Raw genomic sequence first — 17,146 nt, 5'->3', positions numbered from 1 at the left:
GGTTATAACAAAAAAGCACACTAGATCATGTTCCTTAACAATGACCTGTGTGCTAGCTTGTTATCCAAAATAAATTATTACCTTATGATTATCCAACTATTTCCTTTGCTTTTAATAAAGCCTGCTTTACCTGCTCAAAGCCTGTACCACCTATACTGTTTCGACGAGCTACAACAGTTTTCGGTCGAAGTACTTCATAAATGTCATCTTCGAATAACGATGATGCCTCTTTGTACTCGTCCATTTTTAAGTCAAGTAAATATATTCCCTTTTGAATACAGGTGAACACTAGTTTTCCAACTACCTCATGCGCATCACGGAATGGCATCCCTTTTGTCGCAAGGTAATCTGCAAGCTCAGTTGCATTTGAGAAATCTGCTTTTACAGTTTTCTCAAGGACATCTGTTTTTACCTTTAAACTGTCAATCATACCTGCAAAAATTTCTAAAGAACCCTTCACTGTTTTTACAGCGTCAAACATGCCTTCTTTATCTTCTTGGAAATCTTTATTATAGGCAAGTGGTGTTCCTTTCATTACTGTGAGTAATCCAAATAACGCTCCATATACTCTACCCGTTTTACCACGAATTAACTCCGCCATATCAGGATTTTTCTTTTGTGGCATTATACTACTTCCAGTAGCAAATGTATCATCAATTTCAACAAAATTAAATTCAGATGTTGACCATAGAATTAATTCTTCGCAAAAACGAGACAAGTGCATCATAACCATTGATGAATTGCTTAAAAACTCAATAATGAAATCACGGTCACTAACCGCATCTAAACTATTATGATATACACCTTCGAAACCTAATAACTCTGCTGTATATTCGCGATCAATAGGGAATGTAGTCCCTGCAAGAGCACCTGCACCAAGTGGTGATACGTTAATTCTTTTCAGTGATTCATTCATTCTCTGGAAATCACGCTCAAGCATCCAAAAATAAGCAAGTAGGTGGTGTGCGAACGAAACCGGTTGTGCTCTTTGTAAATGAGTATACCCAGGAATGATCGTCTCTACATGTTGTTCTGCTTGTTTCACTAAGGCCTGCTGTAATGAGCGTATTCCTTCCATGATTTCTTTTACTTGTTTGTTAAGATAAAGATGCATATCAGTTGCAACTTGATCATTTCGACTACGGCCTGTATGTAGCTTGCCACCCACTGGTCCGATCAAATCAATCAATTGCTTCTCAATATTTAAATGAATGTCCTCAAACTGGACAGAAAATTCCAATTCACCATTTTTTGCTTTATCTAATAAAGTTTGTAGACCATCTTTAATTTGGGTTGTTTCTGTTTCTGTTAAGATGCCGCATTTGCCAAGCATTGTAACATGCGCTAAGCTACCTTGAATATCTTCCTCAACAAGCTGTTTATCAAAGTGGATCGATGCACCAAAGTCATCGACCCACTCCTCTGCGGTTTTCTGAAAACGTCCACCCCAAAGTTTTTTTACACTCACGCGTTCACCTTCTTTTTTCCGTTCACCATGCTGTTCACTTGTGTTGGTAGACCCCATAGCTTCGTAAAGCCAATAGCTGCCGTATGATCAAATGAGTCTTCTTTTGTATATGTCGCTAATTTTTCATTATATAATGAGTAATCTGATTTACGTCCTTCAACAATTGCATGGCCTTTGAAAAGTTTAATACGCACAGTACCAGTTACCGTTTTTTGTGTTTCAGTTAAAAATGATTTAAGAGCATCGGTTAATGGTGAGAACCATAAGCCATTGTAAATTACCTCTTCAAGTTTCATTTCAATAATTGGTTTGAAATGCGCAACTTCACGAGTAAGTGTTAAATCTTCTAATTCTTTATGTGCTTTAATTAACGTAATTGCCGCTGGAGCTTCGTATACTTCACGTGATTTAATACCTACTAATCGGTTTTCAACATGATCAATACGTCCAACACCATGCTTACCAGCAAGTTTGTTTAATTCTAGAATCAATTGATCTAAAGCATACATCTTACCGTTTAATGTAACCGGTTTTCCCTGAATAAATTCTATTTCAATTACATCTGGCGTATCTGGTGTATTTTCAATTGAATTAGTTAAATCATAAGCATCTTCTGGTGGTGCTGCCCATGGATCCTCTAAAATACCACATTCGTTAGCACGTCCCCAAAGATTTTGGTCAATTGAGTATGGGCTATCTAAATTGATAGGTATTGGAATGTTATGTTTCTTTGCATATTCAATTTCTTCTTCACGAGACCAGCTCCACTCACGAACAGGAGCAATTACTTCTAGATCAGGATTTAAAGCTGCAAATGATACTTCAAAACGAACTTGGTCATTTCCTTTTCCAGTACAACCATGTGCAACTGCATCTGCGCCTTCTTGTTCTGCAATCTCAACTAACTTCTTAGCTATTAGTGGACGTGATAATGCAGATACAAGTGGGTATTTGTTTTCGTACATAGTGTTTGCAAATAATGATGGTAATACATATTGCTCAGCAAATTCATTTTTAGCATCAATTACAACTGATTTGACTGCTCCAACCTTTAATGCTTTTTCTTTTACAAAGTCTAAGTCTTTTCCTTCACCGACATCTAAACAAACCGCAATTACATCATAGCCTTGTTCTGAAATCCATTTTATTGCAACAGATGTATCTAATCCTCCAGAATAAGCAAGCACACATTTTTTATTAGCCATTTTTTACTCCTCCTTGATGTGTATAAACATTCTTTTTTATTTATATTTATTCATCATATGCAAAAATGAAAGAGGATTTCTTGTCCCCTTAAAAATAAACGATTATTTTTTATTCATTATTGATAGAATATACTCTAACAATTTTTTTGTGATTTTTCAATAGGTAATTTCAAAAAAAACTTATGAATTTTCAAAATGGATATCACTATTAATATACTGTAAAATAAAAATAGTGACAGTAGCAAAGTAGGGGGCTAGATTTATGGGAGAGTTTTTCATTGAAAATAAACGTCTCGGTATTTTAGTACCAGAGTTAGATAGAGAATGGGATCAATATAATAAAGAAGTACAACAAGAAATCCTACTACAATGGGAAATAATTCGAGGTCATATACCAGACCGAATTAAAGAGTTAGAACAGACCATCAATAAGAAACAAGCACAGCTGGACGAGGAAGAAGTCTTTGAAATCTCATGCCAATTAAATTCGGAAATTGCGGAGCTGGCTTCTGTAATTAACGACTTATGGCTTTATTATCGTATTAATCAAGACCTTTCTGAAAAAGTTCATCAATAATAGTGAGAATAGAATTCTTTCGTTAAGATAAGGTGGGGCCTTAAACTATTTTCATCTTAGTGTATTCCATTAGAAAAACACGTAATTTGCCAAATTGGCAAATTACGATGTCTTAGTGGAAGACCTACAGGCCCTCATTCCTTATACATTAATCCTTAAAAAATTATTCTTTCTTCAAGTACAAAAAAGGCTTTTATTAGCCTTTTTTACGTATCTTTGCGTATTTCACGAATTACATGTGTTAACTCTGGAAGAATTAATTTATTCATAGCTAGCTTTACAGCACCACTAGAGCCAGGTGTCGAAAAAATTGGTGTATCCATTGCTACACCAGCGATTGCCCTGCTTAAAATAGCCGCGGAGCCTATATCTTCGGTATAACTTAACATTCTAAATAATTCCCCAAAACCAACTATCTCTTTCTCAAGCAATTGTTGAACCGTTTCAATGGTTACATCTCGTTTAGCTATTCCAGTCCCACCATTAATTAACACACAATCTACTTCGAAGTCTTTACAACCCGCTAGTATAGCTGCTTTTATTTCAGATTGTTCATCTTTTACAATCTCATATTTAGTAATTTGGTGGCCACTTTCTTTTAATAAGGATTGCATCAGCTGTCCACTTTTATCTGTTTCCTCTGTTCGAGTATCACTAACGGTAATAACCATACAGCGGACAACCTTAGGTGCTTGTTGTTTATGCTCTTCTACACTCATTATTATAATCAACTCCAAAAATCTGAATTCTGTTTATCTTGTAAATATCTCATTTGATAATACTTATGTGCGAAATCGGTTACTTGCCTTGCTAACTTATAATTCATACTAGCTCCAACTGCCATGCTAATTAGGGGTAGACCTTGGATTAGTTTGTTACGAAACATCATCATTACGATCGATTTTAGGATTTGAATCAACGGTTGCTCAAACCAAGATTCATCTGTTAAGTCTTCATCTTTTTCATATAGATAGTAATAATGCTCTTCTATTTGCTGAGCCTCTTCCACTAACTTTACCCACCCTGCACCACGCATACGCTTCGGAAGTGTTGCGGAGTGAAATACTTTTAAAGATGTCATCATTTCAAATGGCACATTTACATCATAGCCATATACGAGTGCGACATTTTGTACCGCCCTAAGATTTAAGACGATCATTGCTGGAATATCAGCTCCTAAAAGGGCTCCTCCTGTACCTGCCAATCCACCTTGTGTGAAGGAATATATTCTGTATTTAGCGATTTGTTGGTCTGCTATGTATACTAATTGGTCAATTGATAATTGTTTCATATCGGAGATTTGGTCGATTTGTTCATTAAAAATTCGCGCTTCTTTTAACAACCGTTCTCTAGCATTCATTTGAGAATCAGAGCTTTGAATAAATGCGTGTAAATGAAACAGCCAATTATCTAAGCTTTTGAAAAATTGCTCTTTAACATTAGAATCTAATCTATCAAAACCACGAATAATCCATTTATCATACATTCTCTCAAAATCTGTCGGTTCATACTGTAATAAATTTTGCTCCCAAGCTTCGATTTGCTTAAAAACATGTTTTTCTCGTTCTGACCAATCCAATGCGATTCCCCCTTTAAACCAATCTACAATACACTATACAATCATTTTAACGGTTTTTGGGCAAATGTTCCAATTAATAAAAGCATAGCAGCCATTGAGAAACCCGAAAGGCTAGGCACTGTAGCTGGACAGAGAAAAGCGTAAGCGCCTGTATTTTTCCCTAAGTGCTGCCCACGTCCTGTGAGCAACGCCGGTGTTAGCACATCCTGTGCGTCTTCGACCCCGAGGGGCAAGGCGCTGGAGCGCTTTCTAATCCATTAAAAAACAAGGAAGAGTTTTGCCCCTTCCTCGTCTGATTCTTATGCTGTTAGCCGTAATGTATCTCTTGCAATCATTACTTCCTCATTTGTTGGAATTACGATAACCTTGACCGGTGAGTGAGGTACATTAATAAACGCTTCTTTACCGCGCACTTTATTTAAATCGTGATCCCAATATACCCCCATAAATTCTAAACCTTGTAAGACACGGGCACGAACAACATCACTATTTTCACCAATTCCTGCTGTAAAAATAATTGCATCAACCCCACCCATTCGAGCCGCATATGAACCAATGTATTTGTGAATTTTTGATCCAAACACATCTAACGCGAGCTCAGCACGATGATTTCCTTTATCAGCTTCGATCTCAATATCACGTAGATCACTAGAAAATCCGGAAATTGCCAGCATACCACTTTCTTTGTTTAATACTTGTAAAACTTCATCAGCTGTTTTCCCTGTTTTCTCCATGATGTATGGAATGAGTGCAGGGTCAATATTACCTGATCTTGTTCCCATTGTTACACCCGCTAATGGGGTGAATCCCATTGATGTATCAATCGATTTTCCACCTTGAATGGCTGCAATACTTGCGCCATTACCAAGATGACATGAAAGTAGTCGCAACGTTTCAAGTGGACGACCTAATAATTCAGCTGCTCGTTGGGATACATATTTATGCGAGGTACCATGAAATCCGTATTTACGAATTCCAAATTTTTTATAGTAATCATACGGTAAGCTGTATAGAAATGACTTCTCTGGCATTGTTTGGTGAAAAGCAGTATCAAACACAGCCACAGCTGGGACATTTGGAAGGACTTCTTTAAAAGCTTTAATTCCAATTAAATTCGGTGGATTATGAAGTGGTGCTAATTCAGACAATTCATCAATTTTTTGAATAACTTCATCTGTTATTAACACTGATTCACTATACTCTTCGCCACCATGCACGACCCGATGGCCTATCCCATTAATTTCATCGAGTGAAGAGATTATGCCAAGACTTGTCAGCTTGTCGAGCAACAACTTTACAGCAACGGCATGATCTGATATATGTAAGGTTTCATTATTCTTTTGATCATTAACAGTAATATTAAAAATCGAATCATTAAGGCCTATTCTCTCAACAAGGCCTTTTGTTAACACTGTTTCCGAAGGCATTTCGAATAATTGAAACTTTAAAGACGAACTACCTGCGTTGATTGCTAAAATCTTGGACATGAAAGCGACAGCTCCTTCTATGTATGAGTTAATAATTATCATCTCTAGATTGATCTAAGATTAGTATGCTACATTTAGCCAATTCTAATTTAATCATTATTAAAACATGCCGTTTCAATGTCAAAAATCAATCAATATTCTGTTTATCAGTAATGTCATTAATCCAAACTAGAATGATAAGTTCGTGCTAAACCAGTTATCGATTTGTTGAATCATACCTTCCATTGACTTTTTGTTTGAGAAACTAGGTAGTTCAGCTAGTAGAGCTTGTTTAGGTGCGACAATACCTTCGCCCTTTTTTTGTAATATAAAAATGCTCTTAGCATGCTTATCATTTTTGAACATTGATAAAGGAAGTTGTAGTAAACCAAAAATAATCGCTTGGTCTTTAATAAATTTGTTTAGTTTTGGAGCTTCATCACTTTCAAATAAGAAATTTGGGATCATCGCGATAAAATAGCCACCATCTTTTAGATGTTTCAGCCCTTTTTCTATGTATAAATGATGTATATATGAATGCCCTTTTTCAGCTTTTAGCTCATAATCAGCAGCTACTATATCATTTGAATAATAGCCCACCGGTAAATCTGCAACAACTACATCAACCGGTTCAACAAAAATCGGCTGTAGACCATCTTGCTTAAATAATTCAATTTCGTGCTGTTGCAAATTAGCACTTACATACCCAAGTTTTATAAGGGTATCATCAATTTCAGTGCCATACGCTTTTATCGGTTTACTAGTATGATTTAAAATCGTTGTTACTAAATTACCAGTACCATATGCAGGATCAATGAGACTATAATGCTGTTTTGAAACCATAATTTTTTCAACTAAATAGCTAAAGAACAAACAAACAGCATCAGGTGTCATTTCATGATTAGGCTGAATAGCTTCCTTCATTCCTTTTAATATCGCTAACTGAAAAGATTTTCTTATATCTTCTTTATTAGTTAACTCCATTTTAATCGAATCATATGCCTTCCACAGACGCTTTTTTGTAAAATCATTTACCTCTTGTAAAATTTGGTTTTCAAATATATTTTCTCCGGTTTCTGCTAGTGCTTCTAAATATGATAAATCTAATTCCTTTTTTAAGATTATTGCTGTTTCATCAAAGATTCGGAATAACGTCTCCATATTCATTACAGGGGCTACCATACTATCTCTCCTTACAAAATTATCTCAATTCTTCATTTTACCATAAGCTTATATATAAGACCTACTAATATAATTTGTATTACTATTGATTAACCACTATTTAAAACATTAAACGGGATGTATATCAAAAACCCCTGATGTTTCAATATCAGGGGTCTACTTTTAATTTGCATTTTGTGCTGCTTCAATAGCTTTTTCGTAGTTAGGATGATTTGTTGCTTCAGCGACATATTCAACATATGTAACTTTATCATGACTGTCAATTACGAACACTGCTCGCGCCAATAATCGTAGCTCTTTCATATAAACTCCATAAGCTTCGCCAAAAGACAGCTCGCGATGGTCAGACAATGTTTGAACATTTTCGATACCGTTCGCTCCGCACCAACGTTTTTGGGCAAATGGTAAATCCACACTGATTGTTAATACTTTTACATTTTCTAACTTTGCTGCCTCTTCGTTAAAACGTCTTGTCTGAGCATCACAAACTCCAGTATCTATCGAAGGAATAACACTAACCAATCTTACATGCCCTTTTGTGTCAGCAAGTGTCACTTCAGTTAAATCATTAGCTAACACTTTAAATTCCCGGGCTTGGTCCCCTACTTTAATTTCTTGACCAATAAGTGTCATTTCATTCCCTTTAAATGTTACGTTTGCCATTATCCTAACTCCTCCCATTTCACTGTGTGTATTTATTTTATCTACACTATTCTAAATTATAAACATTTATAGGAATTATTACAAAAATTATCCATTGGGATAATAAGAAGAAACAATACAAAAGAAAAAGCTAGCATAATGCTAACTTTTTAAATAGGTGGATCTTGGTAGTATTGTGTTTGTTGGTTTTGTTGTTGATTATATCCTTGCTGTTGATTTGAATTATTTTGGTTTTGGTTTTGACTTTGGTTGCCTTGATTACCTTGGTTATCCTGATTGTTTTTATTTTTGTTACTCATCATGTTTTGAATTTTTTCAACAGCTTGTGGTGCTAGATCAAGCAAACGTTCATACAAATGCGTGCTTTCATCAAGATGAATCATTTTAACTCCAGATGAATTTACAATTAAAAAAGCAATTGGTGTTATAGAAACTCCACCCCCGCTACCTCCACCAAATGGTAGGCCGCTGTTGTCTCCGCCACCACTACCTTGAACTTGGAATTCGCTACCACCTGCTGCAAATCCAAAGCCAACTTTAGAAACTGTTAAAATAACACTACCATCAGGTGTTTCTACTGGATCTCCAATAATTGTGTTTACATCAATCATTTGCTTTAAGCTTTCCATAGCTGTTGTCATTAAGCCCTGAATTGGATGTTCTGACATGTTGTTGTCCTCCTTTAGTACTCTTCCAATGTCTCACGATACTTAAGGCCGCGACAATAGCATACCCGATTCGAAAAGAAAAAATACCTATAAACCTAGTATGCGAAAAATTCTCCTGAAACAATGGTGTGACTGCTAGATCAGGCCTGGCTTTCAATTTCATATATTGACTAACAACCCCTACGACTGTACCTTTAATCGTCCATAAAAAGCCTGTTGCCATTCCTGTATATGCCGCATCACCCAGACCGATTGAACTTTTCCATTCAAATTTTGAAACTGAAAAATGGCTTAACATTCTTCTGACAATTGAATGTAAACCAACAACCTTTTGCAAAAAATCCTTCGCTTTTTCTAAACCATTTAACGTTTCTTTTGGTGTAATTTTAGTCTTCCTTTTCCTTATTGTTTTTTGTTTTTCTTCTTCACCGACCTTTTGTTCATTTTCAACAACAACACTCCCAGTCTCTTTATCAATTTTTATTAATGGAGCTTCATACTTATATGTTATTAATCCAAATAGTGCTTTTACTGTTAGTTTGATATGATCATCGTCTAGAGTATGTAATATATCAACTTTAATCTTTAATTTAATAATAGAAATTAATAATATAATAGCAATTATCGCTAAAGGTATAATAAGAAACCATTTCACTTACCATCCCCCCCTTCTTATTCCATTATCTCCCATGAATATACAAATAAACCTGCTGCTCTAAAAGAGACAACAGGTTTATACAACAATTAACTTGCCTTTATATTTGAAAGAAACATTCCTTTTTTTTCTTGTATTACAATAGTATCTGCAAACCAATCATGCAATCCTTGTTTTTTGGGGCTAAAACCTATCATGATGAACCCAAGAAATAATGCAGTTTTTGATATGAACTTCCCTATAAATTCGCGAAAAAAAACAGCAGACCAGCTAAGTTGTTGTTCATCCTTTTGAATAACTTTTAATCCAAATACCATTTTTCCTAATGTTTGACCGAACCTTTTTGTCAATAAAATAAAATACAAATACATCATAACCGCAGTTGAAATACCTATTGTCGAAAGCATACTAGAATCGTCAACTGAAAAACCCGTCCATCTCAATGGCAGATCAATTATAATACGATTCAAACTTCCTACTACAATCAAGTCAATCATATAAGCCCAAAAACGAATCCAAAATCCTCCAAACCAAACGTATTTTCGATTCTCTTTACTTGTGCTTACTAAAGGCGGCTTGCTATCATGTTGTTCGAACCCGTTTAACTTACCAGTCTCTATTATTTTTTCATCATTCGGACGTTCCAAGATAATCCCACCTTTCTATCTAGCATAAAGATACATTAACCGCGGAGAATTCGGTTGCGTTATGAGCTCAGTTAATCCTAGTAACTGATAATCTTCCACAAATATCCTTTGACTTGCAACTTTTAAAAGAGTATCAAATCCAAATGAAGACTCATATCGAATAACATTGACATCTCCAACTCCATCAAGCTTTTTCATTGCAGAAATGGTGTCATCTAAATATCCAAATTCATCAATAAGCCCCAGTGACTTTGCTTGTCGGCCGTCATAAATTCTACCATCTGCAATTTTTCGTACTTCATCTACAGGTATATTTCTTCCCTTAGATATGACATTAACAAAACCCTCATAGGAATTGTTAACCATTGTCTGCAAAATCTGTTTTTCTTCCTCTGTCATATCTCGCGCTGGATTCATTATATCTTTAAATTCTCCACTCTTTATCGTTTCAAATTTCACTCCATATTTTTCAGCCAAGCCAGCATAGTTAATTCCTTGGATTATGACTCCTAAGGACCCTGTCATTGTTTCAGGACTTGCAAAAATTTTGTCAGCAGGGGCAGATACATAGTAACCACCAGACGCAGCCATACTTCCCATAGATACAAAAACAGGCTTTTTAAACTCTTCTTTTATATGTAAAATCTTATCGTGAATTTCAGCACTTTCCACTACACCGCCGCCTGGGGAATTAACTCGAATTATGATTCCTTTCACACTGTCATCTCGTCCAGCATGATCCAGCATCCTCATAAACTTTCGATGATTATAGGTCGGAGATTGAAAGAATGATTCAACATCCCCTATATCCTGAATGGCTCCGTTTATTTCCAATACAGCAATGCTTCCTAATTCTGTTCCCTTCTCCATTACATCTTCAAAGAATTCTTGATCCATATCTTCCATCCAAACCGATCCAAAATTCTCCACATCACTGAATGCTATTGAAGAAAGGAACTCGATTCCTAAAGAAAAGAAAAACAGAACAACTGCAATTCCTAATGCTAACCAACGTTTCCCGTTCACAAAACTGCCTCCTTTTACTATCCACCTGGCTGTAAGCCGTCTTTTCCCATGTTTACCATACATTCTAACAACTATCACACAGTGTAACAAAATTACTTTAAAAAATCTTTAATAAATGATTGATTGAAATAGAAAACTAGGATTAGTATAGTTACTTATATTAGCATTAGAATATATATCCAGTATTTTCTTTGCAGGTTTAGGAAGGCTAACTCTTTAAGCAACATTAACATCAAAGGAGGGCATAAAATGCCAGACCGTCGCAATGTTTTCTTTTTTTATAAAAATACAGAAGAAACAAAACAACAAGTCGAGGCTCTAAAAGCACTACCTAATGATTATAATTTCAAAGCAGTTGAAGATCATACAAAAGCAAATATCATTGTTAGTGTGGGCGGAGATGGAACTTTTCTTCAAGCAGTTAGGAAAACAGGATTTCGTGATGATGCTTTATACATAGGTATTAATAATACAGATGTTCCTAGCCTTTACGCCGATTTTCATACAAGTAATACCCAAAAAATATTAGATGCTATGGCAAATGAGGAAATTGAAGTAAGACGTTACCCAACTATCAGTGTAACCATAGATGGCCAAACTTCTTTTTATTGTTTAAATGAATGCACCGTTCGCTCTTCAATCATTAAAACATTTGTAATGGAAGTTAGTATAGACGAAAAGCCATTCGAAACATTTAGAGGAGATGGTTTAATCATTTCAACTCCTACGGGCAGCAGTGGCTATAATAAATCCGTAAAAGGTGCAGTAGTAGATCCTTTACTTCCTTGTTTACAAATAAGCGAACTAGGATCTCTAAATAATAATCGCTACCGAACACTGGGTTCATCGTTTATTTTAAGTGGTCAAAGAAAATTAACATTAGACATTGTCCAAGACGGTAATGACTACCCTGTAATTGGGATGGATAATGAAGCATTAAGCATTCAACATATAGAAAGAATTGAAATAAAATTAGGTGACAAAGAAGTCAAAACAGTAAAACTAAAAGACAACTCTTTCTGGGAAAAGGTGCAAAGGCAGTTTTTATAAGAGTTGTTTAATAATTCCACCAAAAGAGAAAGCTCCCAATCGGAGCTTATTCTCTTTTATAGACAATCGAATTATCAACAACAGTCATTTTTATCTCTATTGACAATACTTGTTCTATATCTGTCTTCATTAAATCTTGCTCAAAGATAGTAAAATCAGCTATGTAACCCTCTTTAATGAGCCCTCTATTCTTTTCACGATTGATTGCTTTAGCACTGCCGATCGTAAATAACTGAATAGCTTCATAAACAGTAAGGGCTTGATCGATGAAGTATCCATTATTCCCATGATTTTGTTCAGGATGTTTTCTTGTAACTGCTGCGTAAATCCCTAACAATGGATTAACGTCCTCTATCGGAGCATCTGAACCACCTGCACAAATGATTCCTTCGTCTAATAAGGTTCTCCAAGCATAAGATAGCTTTACCCGCTCTTTTCCTAACCGATCAATTACCCATGGAAAATCAGATGCAACAAAGCTAGGTTGAATATCCGCAATCAACGGTAGCTTTTTCATTCTTGTAAGCAAATCGTTTCGTAATACTTGGCAGTGAATTAGTCGGTCGCGCTGATTAGACTTAGGAGGGTATTTTTCGATAGCTCTTATCGCATATTCTAAAGCTAAATCGCCAATCACATGTATGGCAACCGGCATATTATAATCTCTTGCCTTTTGCACGAGCTTTTCAAGCTCATTTATAGAGTGAATAGCTACACCTGATGTATCAGGTGCATCATCATATGGCTTACTTAATAATGCTGTTCGGCCCCCAAGTGCTCCATCTGCAAAAATTTTCATCGCTCCTAGTTCCACAAACGGTGTAACTTCACCTACTATATATCCTGCTTTGTGCATATCCTCTACAACCTCATGGTGAACCAACAAATTTGCTCTAAATTTCCTCGAATTGTTACCAACTACATCTAGATATGTATCAAATGTTCGATTAAAACCACCATAATAATTTAAGTCTTCTGTGTGGCCACCAACGAGACCTAAGCTATGTAAATGGTCAATTGAAGCTGTTAGTGTTTTGTTTAAATACTCTTTACTAACTGTAGGAATAACCCTTTTTATAAGTTCTTGAGCTTGATCTAGTAAAAATCCTGTGGCTTTTCCTGAATCATCTCGGACAATAACACCCCCTGGAGGATCAGGTGTATTATCATCAATTCCCGCAAGTTCTAAAGCTTTTGTATTCACAACCATTGCATGTCGGCAGACACGAGTTAACATCATCGGATTATTTGGAGCTATTTCATCCAGCTCGGTGCAGTGAAATATTTTTTGATCCGGCAATAAATTTTCATTCCATCCTTCTCCGATGAGCCACTCTCCTTCCAACGTTGTTTTTACTCTTTTATTAAGTGAATCTATGATCTCATCTGCTGATCTTTTAGTGGACAAATCTAATCTCAACAGTTTTTCGCCATGACCAATAATATGTAAATGACTATCTACAAAACCAGGAAACATCGTCGCTCCTTTAAGATTAACTTTTTCTGTTATTACACTTTGAAACCGCTCATTCAACTCTTCGAGATTTCCTGTTGCACTAATAACTCCATCCTGGACAAATACTGCCTCTACAGTATCATATTCACTTTCCATGGTGTAAATCGTTCCACCATACCAAAGAGTCCCCACTTCCATCTCTCCATTCTAAAATAACCTAGTACAAGAAAGATAACATATTATGAGTATATTATTCAAAACAGTAAGCGAAAGTTCTTGCTTGTCCGAGTCAGAATGCGATTTGTATTCTGACTAGGTTTCGGCTTTTTTCCTCTTTTGTGTCAGAATCTGGCTAGTATTCTGACTATGTTTCAGCCTTTTTCCCTTTTTGTGTCAGAATCCGGGTAGTATTCTGACTAGGTTTCGGCTTTTTTCGCTTTTTGTGTCAGAATCCGGGTAGTATTCTGACTGCTTTACGGCTTTTTGCGCTTGCAGAGTCAGAATCGGGGTATTATTCTGACTAGGTTTCGGCTTTTTTCCCTTTTTGTGTCAGAGTCCGGGTAGTATTCTGACTTGTTCATGGCTTTTTTCCTCTTTTGTGTCAGAATCCGGGTAGTATTCTGACTGCTTTATGGCTTTTTTCCCTTTTTGTGTCAGAATCGGGGTATTATTCTGACTAGGTTTCGGCTTTTTTCCCTTTTTGTGTCAGAATCCGGGTAGTATTCTGACTGGTTCATGGCTTTTTTCCTCTTTTGTGTCAGAATACGGGTAGTATTCTGACTGCTTTACGGCTTTTTGCGCTTTTTGTGTCAGAATCCGGGTAGTACTCTGACTAGGTTTCGGCTTTTTTCCCTTTTTGTGTCAGAATCCGGGTAGTATTCTGACTGGTTCATGGCTTTTTTCCTCTTTTGTGTCAGAATACGGGTAGTATTCTGACTGCTTTACGGCTTTTTGCGCTTGCAGAGTCAGAATCCGGGTAGTATTCTGACTGCTTTACGGCTTTTTGCGCTTGCAGAGTCAGAGTCCGGGTAGTATTCTGACTAGGTTACGGCTTTTTGCGCTTGCAGAGTCAGAATCCGGGTAGTATTCTGACTGCTTTACGGCTTTTTGCGCTTGCAGAGTCAGAATCCGCTCACAATTCTGACTGATTCACGGCTTCCTACACTTTTCGTGTCAGAATGAAACACCCGTGCTTTTCCTAAACGCGAATTCACAAAGCTTAGTACAAGTACAAGTACATGAACGACTAACCACACAACCATTCAATAAAACAAAAAGAACAGATAGACTCCTAATTCTATCTGCTCCTTAAACCTAGCAAAAACTCCACTTAATATCCATACTATTTCGATTTCATTTCTTTTTGCCGTAATTCAACGCGACGGATTTTTCCAGATGTTGTTTTAGGTAATTCCTTAACAAACTCAACCTTACGAGGATATTTGTATGGCGCTGTTAAATCTTTTACATGATTTTGAAGGTTCTTTACTAAGTTATCTTGATTTTCATCAACACCATCCCGTAAAACAACAAATGCTTTAACGACTGAACCACGAATTTCGTCTGGGCTACTAACAACAGCACATTCTTTTACCAAAGGGTGCTTAACTAATGCATCTTCAACCTCAAACGGTCCAATAGTATAGCCCGAGCTAATGATAATATCATCACTACGGCCCTCAAACCAAAAGTAGCCATCCTCATCTTTTTTGGCTTTATCACCTGTAATATACCATTCACCCCTGAATTGCATAGCTGTTCTTTCAGGATCTTTATAATAGTTTTTAAATAATGCTGGCGTATGTCGATGTACGGCAATATCACCAACTTCACCAACAGCGCATGGGTTGCCATCATCATTGACAATTTCAACTGTGTTCCCTGGTGTTGGCCGGCCCATCGAACCTGGCTTAACTTCCATGCCTTCAAGTATACCAACCAATAAAGTATTTTCTGTTTGACCATAGCCATCACGGACAGTAACATTAAAATATTTTCTAAATGTATCTATTACTTCACGATTTAAAGGCTCACCAGCGGATACTGCACTTCTTAATGCAGGAAGACTAAAATCACTAAGATTTTCTACTTTAGCCATTACTCGATATTCAGTCGGTGTACAACATAGGACATTTACGTTGTGATCTTGTAATAGCTGTAGGTATTTGTTTGCATCAAATTTTCCATTGTAAACAAAACCAGTTGCACCAGAACCTAATACAGACATAAACGGACTCCAAATCCATTTTTGCCAACCGGGAGCAGCTGTAGCCCATACAACGTCGCCTTCTTTAATTCCTAACCAGCCTGACGCTGCCGTTCTTAAATGAGCGTATGCCCAACCGTGTGTATGTACTACACCTTTTGGATTACCTGTTGTTCCTGATGTATAAGAAAGAAAAGCCATATCATCAGAAGTAGTATTAGCTTGCACTAGTTGATCGCTTGATTTAGCTGCTATTGACATTAAATCTTGCCAACCCTCTACCTTATCTCCAACTACAAATTTCATAAATTCGATATCTGTAATTGAATTAAATTCTTCCACTAAAGAATCCAAGCTGATAACTGCTTTAATCTCTCCATGTATTAAGCGATAACGTATATCTTTAGCACGTAACATTTCTGAACCTGGGCTCACTGCAATTCCTGCTTTTAGACAACCAAGATAAATGGTGTAAGCATCTATGAGACGGGGAATCATTATAATTGCCTTGTCCCCTTTTTGAAGACCGCTACTTAATAAAGCGTTTCCAATCCTATTTACCTGTTTCATTAACTCAGCATATGTAATCTCGGCCTGTTCCCCTTCTTCATTAATCCACTTGAGTGCAATTACATTAGGATTGTTCGCAAAACGTTCAACCTCTTCTGCTAAGTTATAATTACTTGGTGCCAACAAATCTTCTCTTCTCATCCAATTTCCCCCCATTACTAATCTGGTTACGCTCATCCATTGCAACCTATCAGGTTGAGAACAATTACTATGGTCTAACGCCAACAAGATTTCAGTACCATAATTACCATTCTACTAAAAAATCTCAATCTTTTGAATACATTTTATTACGGTTCAAAATCTTATCCTGTTCATCAGATGATACCTTTCACAATTAGAAAAACACGTCGATTGCCCACTAATGGCAAATGTCGATATCTTTTTTATACTTTAATAAGTTAATTTCCTTAAAGTATAAAAAAGGCAAGCCCGTTTGGACTTGCCTTCAGCCATTTTATTTAATTATTGTTGACCTTGAAAACCAGCCATTTGCTGTTGAGCCATAGAAACTAGGCGCTTTGTGATTTCTCCACCAACTGAACCGTTAGCACGAGAAGTTGTATCAGCACCAAGGTTTACACCAAACTCTTGAGCAATTTCATATTTCATTTGGTCGATAGCTTGTGATACTCCAGGAACTAATAATTGGTTACTGTTGTTACTTCTAGCCATTTGCTTTTCACCTCCTCTGTGTTTGTGTTAATAGAGTGTGAAAAAGCAAATGTATT

General features: G+C 36.4%; 16 protein-coding genes. 2 read left to right on the top strand and 14 right to left on the bottom strand.

Features of this window, described 5'->3' with window-relative positions; all coding sequences use genetic code 11:
• Window positions 1-88: 88 nt before the first annotated feature.
• Together argH and C1724_RS03200 are read right to left on the bottom strand one after the other, a co-directional pair.
• Window positions 89-1,468, bottom strand: a complete 1,380-nt coding sequence (argH, locus tag C1724_RS03205; RefSeq protein WP_258000270.1) for an argininosuccinate lyase — start codon at window positions 1,466-1,468, stop codon at window positions 89-91.
• A complete protein-coding gene (locus C1724_RS03200; RefSeq protein ID WP_102345288.1) occupies window positions 1,465-2,673 on the bottom strand; it encodes an argininosuccinate synthase in 1,209 nt (402 codons plus the stop codon). Before C1724_RS03200 ends, argH begins: the two co-directional genes overlap by 4 nt.
• Before the next feature lie 262 nt (window positions 2,674-2,935).
• Between C1724_RS03200 and C1724_RS03195 the strand changes: the two genes are divergently transcribed.
• Window positions 2,936-3,250, top strand: coding sequence for a hypothetical protein (locus C1724_RS03195; RefSeq protein ID WP_102345287.1), 315 nt, complete (start codon window positions 2,936-2,938; stop codon window positions 3,248-3,250).
• Window positions 3,251-3,456: 206 nt separating this feature from the next.
• Here the strand turns inward: C1724_RS03195 and C1724_RS03190 are convergent, their stop codons facing one another.
• The 9 genes from C1724_RS03190 to sppA all read right to left on the bottom strand — a co-directional run bounded on the left by C1724_RS03190 (window position 3,457) and on the right by sppA (window position 11,136).
• Window positions 3,457-3,969: a MogA/MoaB family molybdenum cofactor biosynthesis protein gene (locus C1724_RS03190; protein ID WP_102345286.1), complete on the bottom strand. Its 513-nt coding sequence runs from the start codon at window positions 3,967-3,969 to the stop codon at window positions 3,457-3,459.
• A gap of 8 nt (window positions 3,970-3,977) precedes the next feature.
• On the bottom strand, window positions 3,978-4,829 hold the full coding sequence (locus C1724_RS03185) for an EcsC family protein (protein WP_102345285.1): 852 nt from the start codon (window positions 4,827-4,829) through the stop codon (window positions 3,978-3,980).
• Window positions 4,830-5,128: 299 nt separating this feature from the next.
• Entirely contained in the window at window positions 5,129-6,316 is a 1,188-nt protein-coding gene (locus C1724_RS03175; protein ID WP_102345283.1) for an acetate kinase, read from the bottom strand.
• Window positions 6,317-6,484: 168 nt separating this feature from the next.
• A complete protein-coding gene (locus tag C1724_RS03170; RefSeq protein WP_102346717.1) occupies window positions 6,485-7,456 on the bottom strand; it encodes a class I SAM-dependent methyltransferase in 972 nt (323 codons plus the stop codon).
• A gap of 183 nt (window positions 7,457-7,639) precedes the next feature.
• Window positions 7,640-8,140: a thiol peroxidase gene (gene tpx / locus C1724_RS03165; protein WP_102345282.1), complete on the bottom strand. Its 501-nt coding sequence runs from the start codon at window positions 8,138-8,140 to the stop codon at window positions 7,640-7,642.
• A gap of 149 nt (window positions 8,141-8,289) precedes the next feature.
• The gene (gene ytfJ, locus C1724_RS03160; RefSeq protein ID WP_258000269.1) at window positions 8,290-8,808 is read right to left on the bottom strand and encodes a GerW family sporulation protein; all 519 of its coding nucleotides are present in this window, start codon (window positions 8,806-8,808) and stop codon (window positions 8,290-8,292) included.
• Window positions 8,744-9,463: a DUF2953 domain-containing protein gene (locus tag C1724_RS03155; protein WP_102345281.1), complete on the bottom strand. Its 720-nt coding sequence runs from the start codon at window positions 9,461-9,463 to the stop codon at window positions 8,744-8,746. The genes ytfJ and C1724_RS03155 overlap by 65 nt, the downstream gene beginning before the upstream one ends.
• Before the next feature lie 89 nt (window positions 9,464-9,552).
• Entirely contained in the window at window positions 9,553-10,110 is a 558-nt protein-coding gene (locus C1724_RS03150) for an RDD family protein (protein ID WP_258000268.1), read from the bottom strand.
• A 15-nt stretch (window positions 10,111-10,125) separates the two neighbouring features.
• A complete protein-coding gene (gene sppA / locus C1724_RS03145) occupies window positions 10,126-11,136 on the bottom strand; it encodes a signal peptide peptidase SppA (RefSeq protein WP_102345280.1) in 1,011 nt (336 codons plus the stop codon).
• Window positions 11,137-11,385: 249 nt separating this feature from the next.
• Between sppA and C1724_RS03140 the strand changes: the two genes are divergently transcribed.
• Complete coding sequence (locus tag C1724_RS03140; RefSeq protein WP_102345279.1) at window positions 11,386-12,186, top strand: NAD kinase; 801 nt, start codon at window positions 11,386-11,388, stop codon at window positions 12,184-12,186.
• Between the two features lie 46 nt (window positions 12,187-12,232).
• On the opposite strand, the gene C1724_RS03135 is transcribed toward C1724_RS03140, so the two are convergent.
• The 3 genes from C1724_RS03135 to C1724_RS03125 all read right to left on the bottom strand — a co-directional run bounded on the left by C1724_RS03135 (window position 12,233) and on the right by C1724_RS03125 (window position 17,090).
• Window positions 12,233-13,840, bottom strand: coding sequence for an amidohydrolase (locus C1724_RS03135; RefSeq protein ID WP_308410486.1), 1,608 nt, complete (start codon window positions 13,838-13,840; stop codon window positions 12,233-12,235).
• Window positions 13,841-14,984: 1,144 nt separating this feature from the next.
• Window positions 14,985-16,559: an acyl-CoA synthetase MbcS gene (mbcS, locus tag C1724_RS03130; RefSeq protein ID WP_102345277.1), complete on the bottom strand. Its 1,575-nt coding sequence runs from the start codon at window positions 16,557-16,559 to the stop codon at window positions 14,985-14,987.
• Between the two features lie 321 nt (window positions 16,560-16,880).
• Complete coding sequence (locus tag C1724_RS03125) at window positions 16,881-17,090, bottom strand: alpha/beta-type small acid-soluble spore protein (protein ID WP_102345276.1); 210 nt, start codon at window positions 17,088-17,090, stop codon at window positions 16,881-16,883.
• Window positions 17,091-17,146: the final 56 nt, after the last annotated feature.

Origin of the sequence: Bacillus sp. Marseille-P3661, from assembly GCF_900240995.1 — a bacterium.
Taxonomy (GTDB): Bacteria; Bacillota; Bacilli; order Bacillales; family Bacillaceae_J; genus OESV01.
This window is presented reverse-complemented; position numbering and strand designations above follow the sequence as displayed.

Bases quoted from the DNA above. Each gene is read 5' to 3' on its own strand.
- C1724_RS03200 (WP_102345288.1), bottom strand. From the start codon at position 2,673: ATGGCTAATAAAAAATGTGTGCTTGCTTATTCTGGAGGATTAGATACA.
- C1724_RS03195 (WP_102345287.1), top strand. From the start codon at position 2,936: ATGGGAGAGTTTTTCATTGAAAATAAACGTCTCGGTATTTTAGTACCA.
- C1724_RS03190 (WP_102345286.1), bottom strand. From the start codon at position 3,969: ATGAGTGTAGAAGAGCATAAACAACAAGCACCTAAGGTTGTCCGCTGT.
- C1724_RS03175 (WP_102345283.1), bottom strand. From the start codon at position 6,316: ATGTCCAAGATTTTAGCAATCAACGCAGGTAGTTCGTCTTTAAAGTTT.
- C1724_RS03170 (WP_102346717.1), bottom strand. From the start codon at position 7,456: ATGGAGACGTTATTCCGAATCTTTGATGAAACAGCAATAATCTTAAAA.
- tpx (WP_102345282.1), bottom strand. From the start codon at position 8,140: ATGGCAAACGTAACATTTAAAGGGAATGAAATGACACTTATTGGTCAA.
- ytfJ (WP_258000269.1), bottom strand. From the start codon at position 8,808: ATGTCAGAACATCCAATTCAGGGCTTAATGACAACAGCTATGGAAAGC.
- C1724_RS03140 (WP_102345279.1), top strand. From the start codon at position 11,386: ATGCCAGACCGTCGCAATGTTTTCTTTTTTTATAAAAATACAGAAGAA.
- C1724_RS03135 (WP_308410486.1), bottom strand. From the start codon at position 13,840: ATGGAAGTGGGGACTCTTTGGTATGGTGGAACGATTTACACCATGGAA.
- mbcS (WP_102345277.1), bottom strand. From the start codon at position 16,559: ATGAGAAGAGAAGATTTGTTGGCACCAAGTAATTATAACTTAGCAGAA.
- C1724_RS03125 (WP_102345276.1), bottom strand. From the start codon at position 17,090: ATGGCTAGAAGTAACAACAGTAACCAATTATTAGTTCCTGGAGTATCA.